General features: G+C 68.7%; 17 protein-coding genes and 2 pseudogenes. 11 read left to right on the forward strand and 8 right to left on the reverse strand.

The annotated features are described in order from the left end of the window. Window positions 1–188: 188 nt before the first annotated feature. The 5 genes from AC4OXY_RS44805 (at window position 189) to AC4OXY_RS44825 (ending at window position 5316) form a co-directional block, all read left to right on the forward strand. Window positions 189–713: a PadR family transcriptional regulator gene (locus tag AC4OXY_RS44805; protein WP_356036268.1), complete on the forward strand. Its 525-nt coding sequence runs from the start codon at window positions 189–191 to the stop codon at window positions 711–713. Continuing rightward, complete coding sequence (locus AC4OXY_RS44810; RefSeq protein WP_356036265.1) at window positions 710–1396, forward strand: ABC transporter ATP-binding protein; 687 nt, start codon at window positions 710–712, stop codon at window positions 1394–1396. Before AC4OXY_RS44805 ends, AC4OXY_RS44810 begins: the two co-directional genes overlap by 4 nt. Then, window positions 1393–3645 carry an ABC transporter permease gene (locus AC4OXY_RS44815; RefSeq protein WP_491992603.1) on the forward strand — a complete coding sequence of 751 codons (2253 nt, stop codon included), beginning with the start codon at window positions 1393–1395 and terminating at the stop codon, window positions 3643–3645. The genes AC4OXY_RS44810 and AC4OXY_RS44815 overlap by 4 nt, the downstream gene beginning before the upstream one ends. 182 nt (window positions 3646–3827) lie before the next feature. After that, entirely contained in the window at window positions 3828–4034 is a 207-nt protein-coding gene (locus tag AC4OXY_RS44820) for a DUF6191 domain-containing protein (protein WP_356036260.1), read from the forward strand. 127 nt (window positions 4035–4161) lie between these two features. Further along, on the forward strand, window positions 4162–5316 hold the full coding sequence (locus AC4OXY_RS44825) for an alpha/beta hydrolase family protein (RefSeq protein ID WP_491994736.1): 1155 nt from the start codon (window positions 4162–4164) through the stop codon (window positions 5314–5316). 693 nt (window positions 5317–6009) lie between these two features. On the opposite strand, the gene AC4OXY_RS44830 is transcribed toward AC4OXY_RS44825, so the two are convergent. From AC4OXY_RS44830 to AC4OXY_RS44850, 5 genes and pseudogenes are all read right to left on the reverse strand, one after another. Further along, window positions 6010–6210 (reverse strand): SCO3870 family protein, encoded by a 201-nt coding sequence (locus tag AC4OXY_RS44830; RefSeq protein ID WP_491994737.1) that lies wholly within the window; start codon window positions 6208–6210, stop codon window positions 6010–6012. 66 nt (window positions 6211–6276) lie between these two features. Further along, window positions 6277–6802: pseudogene (locus AC4OXY_RS44835) on the reverse strand (response regulator); the annotation flags it as partial. A gap of 65 nt (window positions 6803–6867) precedes the next feature. Then, window positions 6868–7050 (reverse strand): hypothetical protein, encoded by a 183-nt coding sequence (locus AC4OXY_RS44840; protein WP_491992604.1) that lies wholly within the window; start codon window positions 7048–7050, stop codon window positions 6868–6870. Window positions 7051–7090: 40 nt separating this feature from the next. Beyond that, window positions 7091–8221, reverse strand: a complete 1131-nt coding sequence (locus AC4OXY_RS44845; RefSeq protein WP_491992605.1) for a 3-methyl-L-tyrosine peroxygenase-related protein — start codon at window positions 8219–8221, stop codon at window positions 7091–7093. A 1066-nt stretch (window positions 8222–9287) separates the two neighbouring features. After that, window positions 9288–9572 carry a DUF8730 family Cys-rich protein gene (locus AC4OXY_RS44850; RefSeq protein WP_491992606.1) on the reverse strand — a complete coding sequence of 95 codons (285 nt, stop codon included), beginning with the start codon at window positions 9570–9572 and terminating at the stop codon, window positions 9288–9290. Between the two features lie 956 nt (window positions 9573–10528). Between AC4OXY_RS44850 and AC4OXY_RS44855 the strand changes: the two genes are divergently transcribed. Both AC4OXY_RS44855 and AC4OXY_RS44860 read left to right on the forward strand, forming a co-directional pair. Beyond that, the gene (locus AC4OXY_RS44855) at window positions 10529–11185 is read left to right on the forward strand and encodes a YeeE/YedE family protein (RefSeq protein WP_491992607.1); all 657 of its coding nucleotides are present in this window, start codon (window positions 10529–10531) and stop codon (window positions 11183–11185) included. Further along, window positions 11185–11601: a YeeE/YedE thiosulfate transporter family protein gene (locus AC4OXY_RS44860; RefSeq protein ID WP_356036246.1), complete on the forward strand. Its 417-nt coding sequence runs from the start codon at window positions 11185–11187 to the stop codon at window positions 11599–11601. The genes AC4OXY_RS44855 and AC4OXY_RS44860 overlap by 1 nt, the downstream gene beginning before the upstream one ends. Before the next feature lie 240 nt (window positions 11602–11841). Here AC4OXY_RS44860 and AC4OXY_RS44865 read toward each other — a convergent pair whose 3' ends face one another. Further along, on the reverse strand, window positions 11842–12516 hold the full coding sequence (locus tag AC4OXY_RS44865; RefSeq protein ID WP_491992608.1) for a DUF2461 family protein: 675 nt from the start codon (window positions 12514–12516) through the stop codon (window positions 11842–11844). Window positions 12517–12753: 237 nt separating this feature from the next. On the opposite strand from AC4OXY_RS44865, the gene AC4OXY_RS44870 reads away from it, so the two are divergent. From AC4OXY_RS44870 to AC4OXY_RS44885, 4 genes are all read left to right on the forward strand, one after another. Then, a complete protein-coding gene (locus tag AC4OXY_RS44870) occupies window positions 12754–13398 on the forward strand; it encodes a hypothetical protein (RefSeq protein ID WP_491992609.1) in 645 nt (214 codons plus the stop codon). A gap of 239 nt (window positions 13399–13637) precedes the next feature. Beyond that, the gene (locus AC4OXY_RS44875) at window positions 13638–14459 is read left to right on the forward strand and encodes a M48 family metallopeptidase (protein ID WP_491992610.1); all 822 of its coding nucleotides are present in this window, start codon (window positions 13638–13640) and stop codon (window positions 14457–14459) included. A 559-nt stretch (window positions 14460–15018) separates the two neighbouring features. After that, window positions 15019–15321, forward strand: a complete 303-nt coding sequence (locus AC4OXY_RS44880) for a hypothetical protein (protein ID WP_491994738.1) — start codon at window positions 15019–15021, stop codon at window positions 15319–15321. A gap of 38 nt (window positions 15322–15359) precedes the next feature. Then, window positions 15360–15755, forward strand: a complete 396-nt coding sequence (locus AC4OXY_RS44885) for a hypothetical protein (RefSeq protein ID WP_491992611.1) — start codon at window positions 15360–15362, stop codon at window positions 15753–15755. A gap of 194 nt (window positions 15756–15949) precedes the next feature. Here AC4OXY_RS44885 and AC4OXY_RS44890 read toward each other — a convergent pair whose 3' ends face one another. Next, the gene (locus AC4OXY_RS44890; protein WP_491992612.1) at window positions 15950–16414 is read right to left on the reverse strand and encodes a hypothetical protein; all 465 of its coding nucleotides are present in this window, start codon (window positions 16412–16414) and stop codon (window positions 15950–15952) included. Between the two features lie 194 nt (window positions 16415–16608). Further along, a pseudogene (locus AC4OXY_RS44895) lies at window positions 16609–17465 on the reverse strand (SDR family NAD(P)-dependent oxidoreductase). Window positions 17466–17472: the final 7 nt, after the last annotated feature.

Genomic DNA, 17472 nt, shown 5'->3' on the forward strand with positions numbered 1-17472 from the left:
CCGGCACCCGCGCCGCGCGAGCCGCCGACCGGGAGCCGACCAAAGCTCTAACCCGGCGTCTCTGACAGTCGACTCAGGGCGACACGCTGGTCGCCGGAGAGACAGGCAACCGGACGCGAGGCTCCAGGACCAGAACGCACTCTCAGCAGATATACACTCGAAGTATATCTCCGGTGTATGGTCCTCGCATGAGTGTTCCTCTCACCCTGTTGGGGCTGTTGGAGCGGGAGCCGAGTCACGGCTACGACCTCAAGCGCGACTACGACGCCTTCTTCAACCGCGGCAAACCGCTGCCGTACGGGCAGGTCTACACAACTCTTGGTCGGTTGGCGCGGGACGGGAAGGTCATTGCTGGCGAGGCGGAGCCCGGAGTCGGCCCCGAGCGCAAGCGCTACGTGATCACCGAGGCGGGGGCGACGGAGTTCGAGACCTGGCTCACCGAGCCGGTGGCCCCCGAGCCCAACCTGCAGACCGTGCTGTTCACCAAAGTCGTGCTGGCCTTGATGCTTGGCCGCGACGCCCAGCAGTACCTCGACACCCAGCGGGCCGCCCACCTGCAGCGGATGCACGAGCTGCACCAGCTGCGCCGCACCGGCCCGATCATCGACGCCCTGCTCGCCGACCACGGCCTGTTCCACCTGGAGGCCGACCTACGATGGATCGAGCTGACCACGGCCCGGATGGACACGCTCGCAGCGGCGGTGCGCACATGACCGCCCTGATCGAGGCCCGCAACCTCACCCTCTCCTTCGGCGAGACCCCCGCCCTGCGCGGCGCCAGCCTGGCCATCGAGGCCGGCGAGGTGTTCGCCGTGATGGGACCGAGCGGCTCGGGCAAGTCCACCATGCTGCACTGCCTGGCCGGCATCCTCACCCCCGACTCGGGCGAGGTGCACTTCGACGGACACCGCATCGACACCCTGAACGAGGCCGAGCGCAGCGCCCTGCGCCGCGACACCTTCGGCTTCGTCTTCCAGTTCGGCCAGCTCGTCCCCGAGTTGACCGCCGAGGAGAACGTCGCCCTGCCGCTGCTGTTCTCCGGCATGCGCCGGGCGGCCGCGCTCGCCGAGGCCCGGCCCTGGTTCGCCCGGCTGGGCCTGGACGGCTTGGAGCGGCGCCGTTCCGGGGAGTTGTCGGGCGGTCAGGCGCAGCGGGTGGCGCTGGCCCGCGGTCTGGTGGCCCGGCCCAAGGTTTTGTTCGCCGACGAGCCGACCGGGGCGCTGGACTCGCTGACCGGCGAGCAGGTGATGGACCTGATGGTGGACGCGGCCCAAAAGGAGGGCACCACCATCGTCTTGGTGACCCACGAGCCCCGGGTCGCCGCGCACGCCGACCGGGAGGCCATCGTGCGGGACGGCAAGGCCAGCCTGCTCACGACCGGACGGATCGCCTCGTGATCGCCTTCGCGTTCCGCCTCGCGGTCAGCGGCGGCCGGGAGGTCCTGGCCCGGCTGGTCATGATCGCCGCCGCGGTCGCCATCGGGGTCGGGCTGCTGCTGTCGACGTTCGCCAGCATGAACGCTGTCGAGCGGACGAACCAGCAGCAGGTGTGGCTCGACACCGGCGCCGCGGGCCGTACCGAGCAGGCCTCGGCGGACCCGCTGTGGTGGTGGCCGCACGGCGACTATTACGACGGCAAGTCCCTCACCGAGGTCGACGTCGCCGCGACCGGCCCGACCGCGCCCGTCCCGCCCGGCCTGACGCACCTGCCTGCGCCGGGCGAGTATTACGCCTCTCCCGCGCTGGCCAAGCTGATCCGTGACACCCCGGCCGACCAGCTGGGCGACCGCTTCCCCGGGCGGCTCACCGGCACGATCGGCGACGCCGCCCTGGCCTCCCCCGACTCACTGATCGCCGTCATCGGCCGTAGCCCCGCCCAGATCAAGGGCGCACCAGGGGCGAGAGCGGTCACCACCATCGCCACCAGCCGGCCATCCCCCTGCGACAACGGGTGCTGGGACAACGCCGTGCGCGGCGACGCGCTGACGCTCATCTCCTCCGTGGTGGCCGGGGCACTGATCTTCCCGGTGCTGATCTTCATCGCCACCGCGACCCGCCTGTCCGCCGCCACGCGCGAACAACGGTACGCGGCGATGCGGCTGGTCGGTGCCACTCCCCGGCAGGTGTCGGTGATCTCGGCGGTGGAGTCCGCGCTGGCGGCGGCCGCCGGGACGGTGGTCGGCTTCGGGCTCTACGCCGCGCTGCGCCCGCTGGTCGCCACCATTCCGCTCACCGGGCAGCAGCGGTTCTTCCTTTCGAATCTGACGCTCAGCGCCCCGCAGTCCCTCGGCGTTGTCGTCGGCGTGCCGGTGGCGGCGGCGATCGCGGCGCGCCTTGCACTGCGCCGGGTCACCATCTCCCCGCTCGGCGTGACCCGCCGGGTGACCCCGCGCCCGCCGCGCGCCTGGCGGCTGATCCCGCTGCTGGCGGGCCTGGCCGAACTGGCCTACTTCGTCTTCGTCGGTCGCCGTCCGGCGACCGGGAACGGCCAGACGGCGGCCTACCTGCCGGGCTTCGTGGTGGTGATGCTGGGCCTGGTGATCGCCGGGCCGTGGCTGACCATGATCGTCGCCCGGGCGGTGGCCCAGCGCATCCGACGCCCGGCCGCCCTGATCGCGGTGCGGCGGCTCGCCGACGACCCGAAGGCCGGCTTCCGCGCTGTCAGTGGCCTCGTCCTGGCCCTGTTCGTGACCACCGCGACAGTCAGCATCATCGGCACCATCAACGACCACCGCGGCACGCTGGGCGGCGACCGGCAGACCCGAACCGTGGTGGAGGACGGCGGCGACCGCGAGGCGCCGCTGGCCGGGGCCATCCCGACACGGCTGCTCGCCGAGGTGCGGGCGATCCCGGGCGTGCGGGGCGTGGCAGTCGTCCACACCAACCCCGACGGCGTCGGCAAGGTGGTGCACCGTAGAGTCCACCCGGGTGATCCGCCCCCGGACGCGCCGGCACTGGTGACCTGCTCCGACCTGGCGCAGACTCCCATGGTGGGCCGCTGCCCGGCCGGGGCGAACGTCACGGCCGTCGACTTCTACGCGTTCGTCAGCCTGCAATCGCACCCGAGATTGCCGTGGCCCGCCGCCGCGATCAGCACCGCAGCCGTCGCCAAGCTGCCCGTGAAGATGCTCTACGTGGCCACCGACGGGTCGACAGCCGCCATGGAACGCGTACGGACCCTGCTCACCACCGCCTACCCGCAGCAACAGGCCCGCACGGTGGGCGACTGGGGCACCGACTTGCAGCAAGAGCTGGCCGGTTGGCGGCAATTGGCCAACGTGGTGCTGCTGACTACCCTGCCGATCGCAGGCTGCAGCCTGGCGGTGAGCGTGGTTGCGGGCCTGTCGGATCGCCGTCGCCCGTTCGCGTTGCTGCGGCTCACCGGCGCGCCGCTGCGGTTGCTGCAGCGGGTCATCGGCCTGGAGAGCACACTGCCGCTGCTGGCAGTGGCCGCGATCTCGATCGGTACGGCCTTCACCGCCTCCGCCCTGTTCCTGAAATCGCAGATGCACTACGACCTGGTGTCGCCGGGCGCGGCGTACTACGCGCTCGTCGCCCTCGGCCTCGTCGCCTCGCTGGGCATCATCGCCTCGACTCTCCCCCTGCTCAAACGCATCACCGGCCCAGAGGCCGCCCGCAACGGCTGACACGCCAACTCCCCGTTACGGCCCCGGACATCCTCCAATGGGCGTCCGGGGCTGATGGAGCTCTTCGCAACACGACAACGGTTGTCTCTGCATCCATAGCCAGAAACCTTGACGATGTACATCTCTTCAGACCATCCGTCTCGGCGTCGGGAACCTCGGCCCGATCAAGGCAGTGTCCTGCGGTGAACATCCTCGAAGAGGTCTTCCTTCCGAGCGCCCGCCACGTTCAGGAGGAGCGACAGCGTCTGGAGTGGATGCGCGACGACGAAGGCGAGGGCGACCCCTACCGCGGGCCGATCAACCTCGACAGCGGCATCGTCCACATCAGGATCGGCCCGAAAGCAGCCGCCTCGGCGGAGCGACGTCGAGGACCTGATGCGAGGCCATGACGATGCCGCCCCACACCCAGTGCCACGGGCTGCGAGCCCGGTCTTTTTCCGTCCAAGAAACCCAGACTCGGGAGGATTCATGACCGTCACGGCGTCCAACAGCCAAATACCAATGACGCGCCGTCGCATGCTCGGGGCAGCGCTGACCGCTGGAATCGGGACTGCCGTGCCGCTCGGTGTCGCATCCCGCGCGTGGGCGGCTCCGACGGCCTCCAGCCCGGCGCAACTCACACTGCCTGCGCCCACCGGACCGCACCCGGTGGGCACGGTGCCGCTCCACCTCGTCGACACCTCACGCCCGGATCCGGCGGCCGGCCCGGGGCATCACCGCGAGTTGATGGCCAGCGTCTGGTATCCCGCCCGCGGGGCGGAGGGCCTGCCGCGTGCCCCCTGGATGACCGAGGGAGCGTTGCGGGCGTTCCTGATGGACGCTGGCTTTCCCCTCGACCCCGCCCTCGGCCCGCTCACGGCCGGGCAGGTGGGCGCGCCCGTGCACCGTACGGGCCACCGCCTGCCCGTCATCGTGTACTCGCACGGCGCGGGCAGTCACCGCGGCGACCACACCGTCATGGTCCAGGAACTCGCCAGCCATGGATACGCCGTGATCACCGTCGACCACACCTATGACACGTTCACGGAGTTCCCCGACGGCCGGGTGATCACCCCGGGCGACGTCCCGATGTTCCCGAGGGACTTCGCCGCGGACCTCCGGTTCCTGCTCGACTGCGTGGAGGAGCTCGCCGCCGGTCGCAACCCCGACGTCGACGGCAAACCATTGCCCCAGGGCCTGGTCGGCGCCCTCGACCCGCGGTGCATCGGCGCCTTCGGGTGGTCGAAGGGCGGCACCGCCACCGCGCTCACCATGCTCGCCGACCGGCGCGTTAGCGCCGGGCTCAGCATCGACGGCCCGATGCAGCCGACCATCACCGCCGACCTGGACCGGCCGTTCATGATGATGACCGCCGTGTTCACCCGGGCCGCCATGCCGGACGTCGCCGAGTTCTGGACGCACCTTCGCGGCTGGCGGCTGAACATCCAGGCCGACGGGGCCATCCACAACTCATACGGCGACAACGCGACGCTGATCCCGCAGGCAGGCAAGATCCTCGGCATGACCGACCAGCAGATCCAGGACTGGATCGGCACCCTCGACCCGGCCCGGTCGGTACGGATCCAACAGGCCTACCCGCTCGCCTTCTTCGACCTGAACCTGCGACACCGCCGAGGGCATCTGCTCGACGGTCCGAGCGCGGCCTTCCCCGAGGCGAAATTCCTCCCATGAAGCGGTGGACCGCTGCGCTCACGTCCCGCGCCGCGGTCCACCCGCCCTCGGTGGCGAAGAGCCGCGGTGAGAGCCTCTTGCTGTCCCCGCCGAGCAGAACACCATCCGGAATCCTTTCCAGCAGCTCTCCCCGGTCAGGCGCCGACAGCACCAGCCTCGACACGCGGACGCGGGAACTCGTCCCACACCCGTCCGTCCAGCAGCCGACCCGCGGCCTTCTTACCCACACGCCGCATCTCGATGCGGCGACCAGCGTCGTCCACCGGCTCGCCGACCAGGACGGATCCACGCTCATGCCTGTTGCGAACGGCGAGAGCGCCGGAAGGCGCCCAGCGGATCGGATCCGCCAGCTGACGCCTCTCCCGGGCGTGAACGAGCATGGTGCCCCTCGGACAGACCGAGGGGCACCATGTCCACCGGGCACACAACGGACCGAGGAGATCAGCGATGGCCCAGCTCACTGGAGTGCCGCCGCTGCCGGGCCCGCGTCGGCCACCATCTGAGTACCGATCAGCCAAGTTGCGCCGGACCGGACGCGGCTGACCATGAATGCAGCCAGCGCTGGCAGCCGGTCGAGACAAGACCATGTGGGTGCGGTCGTCGCTGACGCAGTACCGGACGGTGAAGCTGGCCAGTACGGTGGCCAGCGTCTGGTGCCGAGTCGTCTCCGCGCGATATGGAAAGCGGCAGGGCTCAGTCCGAGTGCGGCCGACGGGCGCGGACCCACGTCACCACGATCAGGGACGAGGTGACGTACATCACGACGCTGGCACTGGCCACAGAGTCGACGTACTGCTCGAAGCCGTCCGTGCGAAGCTGGAGTGCGAAGAGACCGAGCACCGTCCCAAGCGCCGCGATCGATGCGGCCAGAGGGCCGAACGGGACCTTCTTCATGGGTACTTCCTCCAAATTGTGATTTGCGGCTGAGCTGCCTTGACGAATTGAGCCACGCTCCGGCGCCCAGTCCTTGTCTCGAGCGAGCAGCACCGCCGCATGGCGGTTCTCTGCTCCAACCCTGACGGCTGGCCGACGAAAGGTGACTGTGTCTCCCGCCCGGTCATCGGTGAGTCCCCGCGGAAATGGCGTCGGTGACCAACTCAAGCTCGACGTAGCGTTTTCCGGCATGCACAGTACGGATGATCTCGGCGAGGCGCTGCGCGCTGACGGTCTTCGGGACGAATCCGCGTACACCCCCCGCGAGTGCCCGTTCCAGGTGCCCGGGCCGTCCGTGACTGGTTACGATCAGCACCCGGCAGCCTGGCTGTTCGGCCTGGAGGGACGTGGCGACCCTCACCCCGTCCGCACCAGGCATCTCGAGCTCGAGGACAGCGACGTCAGGTTCGTGCGCCCGTGCCATCGCCAGCGCCTCCGGTCCGGTCGCGGCCTCGGCGACAACAGTCAGGTCGTCCTCCAAGGACAGCAGCAAGACAAGGGCTCCCCGGACGAGGTGCTCATGGTCGGCCAACAACACTTGCACCGGCGCCATCACGGCATCACCTCGTCCATCACCGCCGGCGTCAGCGGTACCCCCGCCGCCAGCCGCTTCTACCTTCATGTATCCAGCTTTTCCGGCGAGTTGGACGTCAGATAGGGCACATCGTCACGAGACTTTGTGACACATGTCAGTGGTGACTGGTGGTGGGCAAGGTCGATGTCGACGGCCGCGGCGTCGGGGTCGGTGAAGGGGAGGATAAAAGCGCGCTGGGCCTGGGAGGTGGCGCTGATGCCGGGCATCGGGTCTCCTGCCGGGTGTGCGGACGGTGGGCGCGCGGGCTCAGGAGTGGCGCAGGGAGGCCACGGCGTCGGCGATGTAGTGGTCCCCGAATCGGATCAGGGGGGCGTACTGGGCCGCGCGGCGGTGGCGCATGAGTCGTAGTTCGGCGACGGCGTTGTCGGGACCTTCGGGGCGCTGGGCGATGGAGCGACGCAGATGCACCATCGAGTACGCGAGGGTGACGTTCCGTTCGGCATCCACGATGTCGGCTTCCAGGAGAGCGCCCCGTACCCCGGCCAGCTCGGGGGCGCGGGCCGCCAACTGCTCGTAGGGGTCGGGCAGCACCGTCAGGAGGTTCTTCATCGCGGCCCGGAACAGCTTGTAGCCGCGGTGCTGGCGCCCGCTGAGCGGGATGTCCGTCGACGGGGGTGCCATGGTCTGGCGGATCGCCGTCATGTAGTAGTCGGCCGGGATCGTACTGGCGTGGTTCATGGCCGCCGGGAAGCCGCTCACGTACACGCTCGCATCTGCCAGCCGCCCCAGTGCGGCTTCGTCGTCGCCGTGCCGCAGGTGGTCGGTGGCGTCGGTGACGGCGACTGCGGCGCAGAGGTTGAACAGGACGTGGACCTGGTGCCCGATGAGCCACCGAGCACTCCACGCGCTCTCCAACGACGGTCCCGTGCCGGGATCGGGGTCGGCCACCGGCAGGAGGGTGTCGGGAACGCGTTCGTGGGCGGCGCCTGGCGCTGCGCCGGTGAGGTCGAGCAGCGACTGCCGCATCCCGGCCACCTCCAATGCCAGGTCGGCACCCGACAGCGGAGCCTCGCAGAGGTCTTCCAGACCCCGGTGGATGACCAGGGCCCCGTGCAGGGCTGCCTGCTGGTCCGACAGCTCCACCTCACGGACCCGGAAGTACGACTGGCTGGCCGACTCCGCCGGGATGTCCTCCCCGGCTACGGCCGGGGCCAGAGCCGCGAGCGCGGCCACCAGCTCACCGGCTCCCGCAGCGGCCTGTCGCAGCGCGGCGGTCCGCTCGACCGGTCGGGCATGAGTCGCCACCCCGGCCAGTACGCGCGCGGCCCGCTGCGCCTCGGCATTGACCCGCGGGCCCAGCCCCGGGACGGGGCGCCCGCCCCGGGGCTCACGGAAAACAGCGACAGCAGGATGACCGATAATCGGAAATAAGCCCATGGTTAGAGTGTTTCGCCAGGAACACGTCACGTGAAACGTTGGTTCGCCGCACCGTTCCCGTGCGAGGCAGCGAAGTTGGCAGTCAACGCCGTTCTGTGGCCCCGCAGTACTGGCACCCCGATCTCCGCGGCTCGCCACACGCCGCCCGGGCACGTCTCGCGCTTCCCGCCGGGCAGCAGGAACTTACCTCGGTCGCCCAGGACTTCGCAGTGCCGACCCTGCCCGCGGCGCCGCTGAGGCCGGCATCCGCTGCCTCTTCGGCATGCAGCAGTTTGACGGCCACGGGCCGCCCGAGGCGTTGGTCGCAGGCCCGCCACGCCTCGCCCATCGCGCCGCATCCCAGCAGCTCCTGCAACTCGTAGCGGTCCGCCAGCAGACCCTGCACACCCACCCCGATCATCGCGTTGCACCTCGTTCCCCCAGGCCCGGCGGTTTGCGGGCGCTCGGGTCCCGGTTGCCCTGGCCGACGCACACTTCCTCTCGGACCGGGCGCCGGGGTGCGCATGGGGCAGGCAGGCGACGGGGGATTCACCTGCCTGCCCCCCCATGCGCGGCCACCTGCTCGCAATAGGGCGCGAGCAGGTGCCACGGGGCCCCTGGGTCTCTGGGTCCACTTCTACAGCGCACCAAAGTGCCGGGCCGTCACACCCCTGGGGCGCCCAGCGCCGCATGGCTCTCCGAGCTGGGGGAGCAGGGGCAGGCCCGGCACGGGGGGAACCGGGCCTGCCCCAGCCTGTCGGCGCCTGCGAACCTCCCCCCGGAGGATGGGCGCCATGACCCGCTCGGGGTCACTTCCAACAGCGCGCCGCAGGGCAGGAGTGTCACGGGGGAACGGGAACGGTTGCGAGACCGACAACCCTGTGAAGGAATACCCTGACCTCCTTCACATAGTGGCCACGAATTACGCGAATGTCGGCGGACGGGGACTGCGGCGGCATCCGAATCACACTCCTGCATTCAGTCCGGAAAACTGCCCTGGCACACGAACGTGCAGATAAGTGCCTGTATGGGCAATCATCGATCCTCGTCATCCGTCCAGCGGGTGCACGCTCTGCCTTTGCTTACTTCATGCCGGTCTCTTCATCCACGCGATGAGCCGGGTCCACCAGCCATCCTTCGATCGGTCCGGTGAACCGTCCATGCGTCGAGGAACGTGTGTGCGCCGCACCGTCCCGCCCGGTTCCGGCCCCGTTCGAGTCGTTGGCTCCCCTGCATGTACAGGCTTGCTCTCCGCGGACCGGCACGTGCACCGCTGAGGTGTCGGCACGCCGGCGAGCACTTGCTCCACGTGTCTCCCGCAGCCCTCGTAGGTCGCCTTCCGGCATGACTGGCAGACGGTACGTCGGCACATGAGTCCCCTTCCTTGGTGCCCTCATTAAGGACCCAGTAATATCAACAGTTTCGTCACAGGTGGATTCACATTTTCGCTACAAACAACCCCCATACGCGCACTGTCTCCACGAACAACGGACGCCCGTCGGCGGCAGGGACGGCCTTGAGGGTGCGTCACGCCCCGATATCGCATGGCACGCCCTCACTCAGCGATGACAAGCGGTAGCGGCCGGGAGTCCCCCTGAGGTTGCTCGGGACACCAAAACAATGGTTCCATCTCGCCCGGTCGAGAAAGGAAGGCACCGCCCCGCATCATGACAGGCCATCACCGCGCCCTTTGAGATCGTCGACCCGGGCGCGACGAGGGCGAGAGACCGAGAACGGCAACCGCCCTCACGAAACGGGCGGTGTGCGCCGGTCAGAAGGGAGCAACGTGAGTTGCTCGCACGCCGCAGGATGCCCCCTTTTCCCCTTGCTCAGGGCGAGCTTGCAAGGTTGGCGCGACTACTACTGCGACAGTGAGGATCAGTGGCTCGGCTGTGCGCGCTACCAGGTGTCACTCACCGGCGAGCGTGTGCCGATCAGCCTGCTGCCCAACGGAGCCCGCGCGCGACACCTTGAAGACGCGGCCACCGGCCAGGACCGGTCCGGAGCCGCCGGCCCAGAGCAGGCCCCTCCACCACAACACCATCCCTGGCCGCCGGAGAACGCGACCTGGTCGCATTCGGCACCGGCTGCTCGTACGCCACAGCCCTCAGAACCGGTGAACGCGGCACCGGAGGCCATGGCTCAGTTCAGGCCGGCACCGGCCCAGTTCGGGCCAGCATCTCCGACGATACCGGTCTCGCATTACCGACCGTCATCATCCCCACCGTTGCCTCAGCCTTCAGACCGCCCATCTCGACACACGCGGCAAGGGACCAGCTCGAATCGCGGCTGGTGGGCTCGGTTCACCGAATGGATGGGAGGCCCCGCATGAGTGGCTACTGGCCCTGGTGGGCCGGCGCTGCCGGGCTCGCACTGATCACCATCAACTACACCCTCGCCACTGACCGGTCGTTCGGGGTGTCGTCTGCATGGGATCGCGTGTTGCACTGGCGCAGGGAGCGCCGCCTGGAACGGATGGACGAAGAGTTCACCGACGAGCGTGCTCTGGCTGACGCTCTCGCCGCAGCCACGGCGGAGCACTTCGGCACCAGCCCCGCCGCGCCCACCGCCCAGTCGGATCCGCACGGGACGTCACAACCGCCGGAAACAGAGGCCGAACTAACGGCGAGCGAGGACACCTCGGCCACGAGCCCGGGCCCCGCCCCACTGGTCACCCAGTCTGCCCTGCTGGTATCGATCTTCTTCGGCGGATTGATCGCCGCGGTCACCTCCGGGCGGTTCCACCTCCGCTTCGACATGGGCCCAGGATTCCGGAACGTGGTCACCGCCAATCCGACCACGATGACCGTCCTGCTGTTCGTCGGAGGCGTGCTGGTCGGCTTCGGCACGCGCCTGTCCGGTGGCTGCAGCTCCGGCCACGGACTCAGCGGCTGCGGCCGACTACGCCCGGTCAGCCTGGTTGCGACCGCTGTGTTCTTCTCCACCGCCGTCGCGGTGTCGTTCCTGCTGTGGAAGGTGATCTGATGCGCACTCGGGGCGCGATTCTCCTGGCCAACATCGTCACTGGCCTCACTCTCGGCTATACCGTCTCCAACATCGGATTCGGCGACTACACCGAGCTGAACCGCATGTTCACCTTCCAGGACCTGCGCATGCTCCTCTCCTTCGCCGGCGCCGTCGTGATCATCGTCTGCGCATTCGCTCTGCTGCGAGTCCGCCGCACCCCGGGCCGCATCCACGCCGGCGTGATACCCGGCGCAGTGCTGTTCGGTACGGGCTGGGCGATCTCCGGAGGGTGCCCGGCAATCCCGATCGTCCAGGTCGCCAGCGGATACCTGCCCGCCCTGGTCACCATCCTCGGCGTCACCGTCGGCATCCGGCTGTGCCGCTGGGCCAACGCCCGCTACTTCCACCTAGACCGCGGATCCTGCGGCCTGTAACCAGGAACTGAATCGCCCCGGGTTTGATGGAGACATCGGCCTGGATTCACCGGGGACGTGACGGGGTTCGGCCACCGTGGCACGGGCGACCTGGAGATGGTGTTGCGCACGGAGCGGGACCTGGAGCGGGCGCGTCGGGCCCCTCGGCGTCGATCAAGGTGAGCTGCTGACCTGATCTTCCCGACTTCGGTCGCCGCTGGCCCTCGATGAACCCTGCCAACCCGAGACCGGTGGTGGGCCTCATGCGGCGACGTGGTCGGTCAGCCAGCTGAGCAGTGGTCTGAGTTCCTCGTGCGTGGCCAGCACGTGGTCGACGACCTTCGGTGTCTGCAGCCATTCGTCACAGCCGAGGTACCGCACGGCGAGTAGCGATCGATGGCGCAACAACGCTGCTCGAGGATGGTCGGTGGGGTACTCCCGGGGCGCGCGCTTCAGAAGGTCCCCGGTGATCTCAAACCCCTTGCCACGTAGTTCCGCTACCACATCGCCCAATACGGAACCGCTCGTCTCAGCGGCGACCGCCGCCCTGAACCTGCTGATCTGATCGGAGTCGGCGTACCACCACGCACCCTGCACTTGCAGGCCGTCCAGATTGAAGCGCAGCCCGATCTCGACGTTCCGGGCGATGCGTGCCACAGCGGACTGGTTCTGCCACCACCACGGTGTCTTCCCGTACCGCCACACAGAATGGTCCTCGAACGCGGGATCGGCCCATGCCAAGTCATGGAGAAGTGAGATCATCGGTTGCCGCACGAGACGTTCGCGATCCTTGCGGATCTCGCGCATCGCCTCTTGTGACGGCTCACCTTCAAGACGCAACAACACGTCGAACGCTGACTCGTCCCAACCGGCGAACTGCCTTGGCCTATCCGTCATTTCCAGCCCTCTGATCTTTGCATGCCGCCAAGTCTCCATGGGGCGGCCACCAGGACTCGCGGCGCACGCAGGATGCGATGCTACGGCAACCGGCAGAACGTGCCAGGTTCGAGTCCACGCCCGTTGCGGCGCACCGACCGGGCGGCGCGCGGCCGGCCTCACCCTCGCCGCCGTCGATCTGGTCGCCGTCAGCGGCATCGGCCGCGCCCCGCCTACCCGCACCGATCGGCGGCGCTGGAACCCAGCTTGTCAGTGACGCCTCGTACGGTCCTGCACATGGGTATCACCACGGCCTGGTCCATCAGCGCCCACAACGACAACTTCATCAGCGCTCTGGCTCCCCGGCTGCTCCCGTTGATCGCCGCGGAGCGGGATGAGCCGTCCGCACGAGAACGCTGGGACAGCTGGCGCCGGGAGCCTCTGCCGGACTTCCGGACCTGGTGGCAGCCCTTCGGCCAGTCCTGCCGAAGGGAGGAGGACGCACTGAACTCCTTCCACGAGCTGACCGCTTCCGGAGAGCACGTGCAGAAGATGTACGACGGTCTGTCACCCGACGACGACTTCTCACTGCTCACGGACGTGTGGGACCTGGTCACCGGCGCGGAGGACCTCTTCATCTCAGTCCAGAGCAAGGAATTCGCGCTGAGATCCTTCTTCCACGCCATAGGCCCCGACAGGGCCGTCCTCCTACCCGGCTGGTGCGGCAACTTCCTGCTCACCTCCGCCGAAGTGCGCGAGACGCTGCCTGCTGTCGAGCGGGCACTGGGCTTCACCCCGCAAGAACGCGCGGAGGCCGAGGACCAGGACTGGCTGGACTACGGCGACGATGAGGAGAGCGTCCTGGACGGACCACTGCGGATGTGGCGGCAAGCCTCGGCAGACGCACGCGGCCTGTGCGGGGTGTCCGTCACGATCTACTGAGAGCGATCGGACGAAGACCGGCGAGGCCCCTCCACGCGGGTCGGGCAGCCATACGTGCCGGGGTCTCCGGTCGCCAGACGATCTGTCAGACGCTGTGCCAACCTTGTCCCATGCCGGGGCAGCGGCATGCGCGTCCAGCGCAATCAGTGCACGGCCTACCGGCGGCTGCGGAACTCAGCCCGTGTGTTTGCGCGCCGCAGCAGATCAAGCGGCGCGCGCCGGGGCGGGCAGGTGTGCTGTTGCGGGCCGACGCGCCTGAACTCTTCGCCCTGGTAGACGAGGTGGCGCAGGCGGTCGGCACCCGGGGGGTGCACGCGATCGCCGTGGACGGGAGCATCAACGCCGGCGTCAGGACGTACGGTGTGCGCGGCCGGCGGCTGCTGGTGCTGGGCATGCCGCTGTGGGAGGTCCTTACGCCTGAGGAGCGGATCGCGCTGCTCGGCCACGAGCTGGCCCACTACGCCAACGGCGACACGCGCAACGGCCTGGTGGTGGGCACGGCGGTGCGGACCCTGTCTCTCTGGCACCACACCCTCCGGCCGCTTCCGCACCCGTCCGCGATCGAGATGGCCGTCAATGCCCTCTACGTGGTGCCACGCCTGCTGGTTCGTGGGGTGCTGGTGCTGCTCGTTCGGCTGACGTCGCGGGCCGGGATGCGGGCCGAGTACCTCGCCGACCGGCTGGCCGCCCGCACCGCTTCCACGCAGGCGGCGGTGGGCCTCATGGACCGGTTGCTCATCTCCGGATCGCTCGGCGTCCTGTTGCGCAACGAGGCCAACCGTGCCGCCCTCGGCGGGTCGAGGTCCGCCCGGGAGGCCACGGCCCGAGCCGACGAGTTGTGGGGGCTGCTCACCGCGTTCGCGGCGTCCGTCCCGGAGCACGAGTACGAACGGCAGCGACGCGCCGGAGCCTTGCGCGGGCACCAGGTCGACGTCACCCACCCGCCGACCCATCTGCGGCGCGCCTGCCTGCTCGTCGGGGAGCCCGTGGCGGCAGGCAGTGGTGCCGCAGGCCCGCCGGACCGAGCGGATCGCCACGGAACTTGCCGCGGCCCGCACTGAGGTGGCCCGGCGCCTGCTGCGCGACGGTCTCACGGACTGAGCCCTCGCGGGCCGCCCCTGCCGCCTCCGAGCTCCCAGTTCACCGGCACGGGACATACCAGACACGGTCTCCTCGGGCATGCACTCTGCAGCGCCCGCCACGGATCCGCGCGCCGGCCGATGACACGCAGGTCCACTTTCTGCGCGCGTCTGCGGTTGCCTGTCTGGTCTTGCCGCGTTGGCTGGGGACGCGAGGGGTCCTGGCTGCTGATCTTTGTGTGTGAAACGGCCGGTCGGATGGTTCGGTTCCGAGATCATGCGGTCCGGAAATCTCGCGTGTTTGGGCCTGTTGCAGTTGTGCCGGTGATGGGCATGTAGGGGCTGGGCATCGAGACGGAGCCCATTCGCCCGGCTCACGTTGCTGCCAGCATTCGAGAGGCACGGGATCAAGGCTGGGATCCGACCCGGGTCGGTTCTCCTTTCCAGCTCGACCGATCCGCAGGATTCATCGCTCAACCATGAGACAAAGCGGATTAGCACGGCGCATCTGGCACGGCATCATGGCCTGGTGACCACATGGATGCGCTGCTACTGGGACGAGGAAGACACCTGGTTCTACTTCGAGGTCGACGCCGAAGGCTGGGTGGTCCGGCAGGTCGAACTCGAAGGGCCTGAGCTGATCCCGATCGCAGCTGCCTCCCTCGCCGAGTGGCAGCGGGCCCGCGACGCCGGCTGCCTCGATGAGTACGGCAGCAAGTTCGGGATCACAGCCGAGCTGCCCGTCTCGGAATGGGAAGGCCACAACCCCGAACAACTCAGCTCCGAGGAGTTCGAGGATGTCTGGGGTCCTGCCCGTCAGCAGATCGCATCCCGGCCCCGCTGACCTCTCGGCGCCGCGGGGCTTCTTGCCATCATCTCAACATGACCCCGACCCTTCCCCGCACTGTCCGAGCCGTCGACACAGCTCAGCTCCTGGACCTGGCCGAGGAGGCCGCCATGCACGGCTTCAGCCAGCGACTCCCGGTCGACTGGCTCCGAGAGCACCTCGCTGCAGAGGCGACGCACTATCTGTTCCCGACACTCGTGCAGCGGCTCACGCACCGTCCCGAGACGCCGCTGCAGTGGAGGTGCCAGCAACTGCTCACCGTCAGCACCGGCGAACAGATCTGGGGTCTGCTCGACGTCCTTCCCGACACTTTCGACAAGATCCCGGAGACCTTGGACACGGCGTCCAAGAAGGACATCGTCAGCCGCATCGACCGAGCAGTGAAGGTGCGGGAGTGGATGGAACGGATGGCCGCCGATGCAGGGTCATGAGGCCCGGCGCAGCTTGCTGGACAGCCTGAGGAAATGACACCGATCTGAGAGTGCGGGATGTGAGCTGTTGTCCGTTTCGCAGTTGAGCTTGGGTGAGGGCTGCTGGTCGCCGGTGCGTGATGGGGGTCAAGCGCCGGGCGGGGCGAACAGGCCGGGTTCGGGTTCGGTGAGTATGCCCCTGGCGGCCAGGCGTTTCAGCTTGGAGCGGATACCTTCGTGTTCTTCGTCCTGTCCTGGGTGGCCATGGCTTGGCGGGTGGCCTTCTGCAGCGCGTAGCCGGTCTCCTTCGCGCAGCCCTCGGTCCGGGCCTTCTCCATGACCGGGTGCGCTCGGATCCGGTCCATCAGCGCGTGGCGCTCGGCGCGCAGCCGTGCGAGTTCCGCCCGTTTCGGGCCGTCTTCGGGCCACACCGGTCGCTCGCGCCGCTGGTCCTCGCCCGGGAACATCTCCTGCCGCTCGGCGGCCACCTGGCGGCCGTAGTCCTCGGTGGCTTGTTGCGCCGTGTACGCCTGGATGAACTCGGAACCGATGGGGAGCAGCAGCGGACACGTGCCACGGCCGAGGGATGGCTGGGCGAGATCGAAGGGATCGACCGGGCATTGTCGTGCCTGCGAGACAAACGCGCCGGCGCGTTGCGGCTGACGAGAATTACTCGGCAAGGTGACCTCGGCATGCCTGTGATCAGAACTGCCCAATAGGCGAGTCGGGTCGCTCCCGGCGGCCGAGCTGACTGGGAGCGACCCGACTCACAGGCTGGGAGGGCGCTACTTGGCATGCGTGGATTGTCGAGGATCGGTGAATCCGCGTTGTCATGATGGCCGCCAAGTCGGGCAGGTCGACCGCCAGCCACCGACTACTCACGCCGGGCGGTACTGCGCGTCCGGCTCTCGGGCACCCATCCGGCGAAGTCCGACCGGGACGCGGACTGCTGCTGTCGTTCCACTTCCTCCAAGCGGGACCGGACTGACGCGTGCACCATCTCGTAGGCATCCGTGCCGAGCAGCAGCCGACGCGGCGGGTGGGCCAGCCGCATGGTTTCGATCATCGCTTCTACGACCTTGACGTGGTCTCCGGCCATCGCCTCGACCGGAACATTGCCGCGCATGATGGCGGGGTTGTCGGCGTAGACACCCAGAGGGGCGGAGCGGATGGCGGTGGGAAACAGGGCGCGCACCATTCCGGGCTCCACGAGTGTCGTGGGGATGCCGAACGGCTCGACCTCGGGCCCGAATGCCTCGAAGAAGCCCTCGATTCCCCACTTGGTGGCGTGATACTGCGACAGTCCCGGAATCGCGGTCTGGCCCGCCATGCTCGACACCTGCATGAGGTGCCCGCCACCTTGCGCGCGCAGGTGCGGCACGACGGTGCGGGCGAGCCGAATCGCCCGGTCAGATTGGTCGTGATCAGTGCGACCACGTCGGCGTCGGTGAACTCCTCCGCGGCCCCCACCAGCCCGTACGTGGCGTTGGAGACGACGACCTCGATGCGGCCCAGGTCGGTGAACGCTGCCGACACGATGTCACGAAGCTGGTCGATGTCGTTTCCCGTGACGGCCCGGACCCACACCGCGCCGCCGTACTCTCGGTTCACGGCCGCCACGTCCTCGGGTTGGTCGGTGATGGCCGCGACTCGGTCACCGCGAGCCAGCAGTTGCCTGATCAGCTCAGGCCCGAACGCCTGCGACGGGCCGGTGAGAAGCCAGGATGTCATGTCACTC

This window comes from Streptomyces sp. HUAS MG56, from assembly GCF_058673395.1.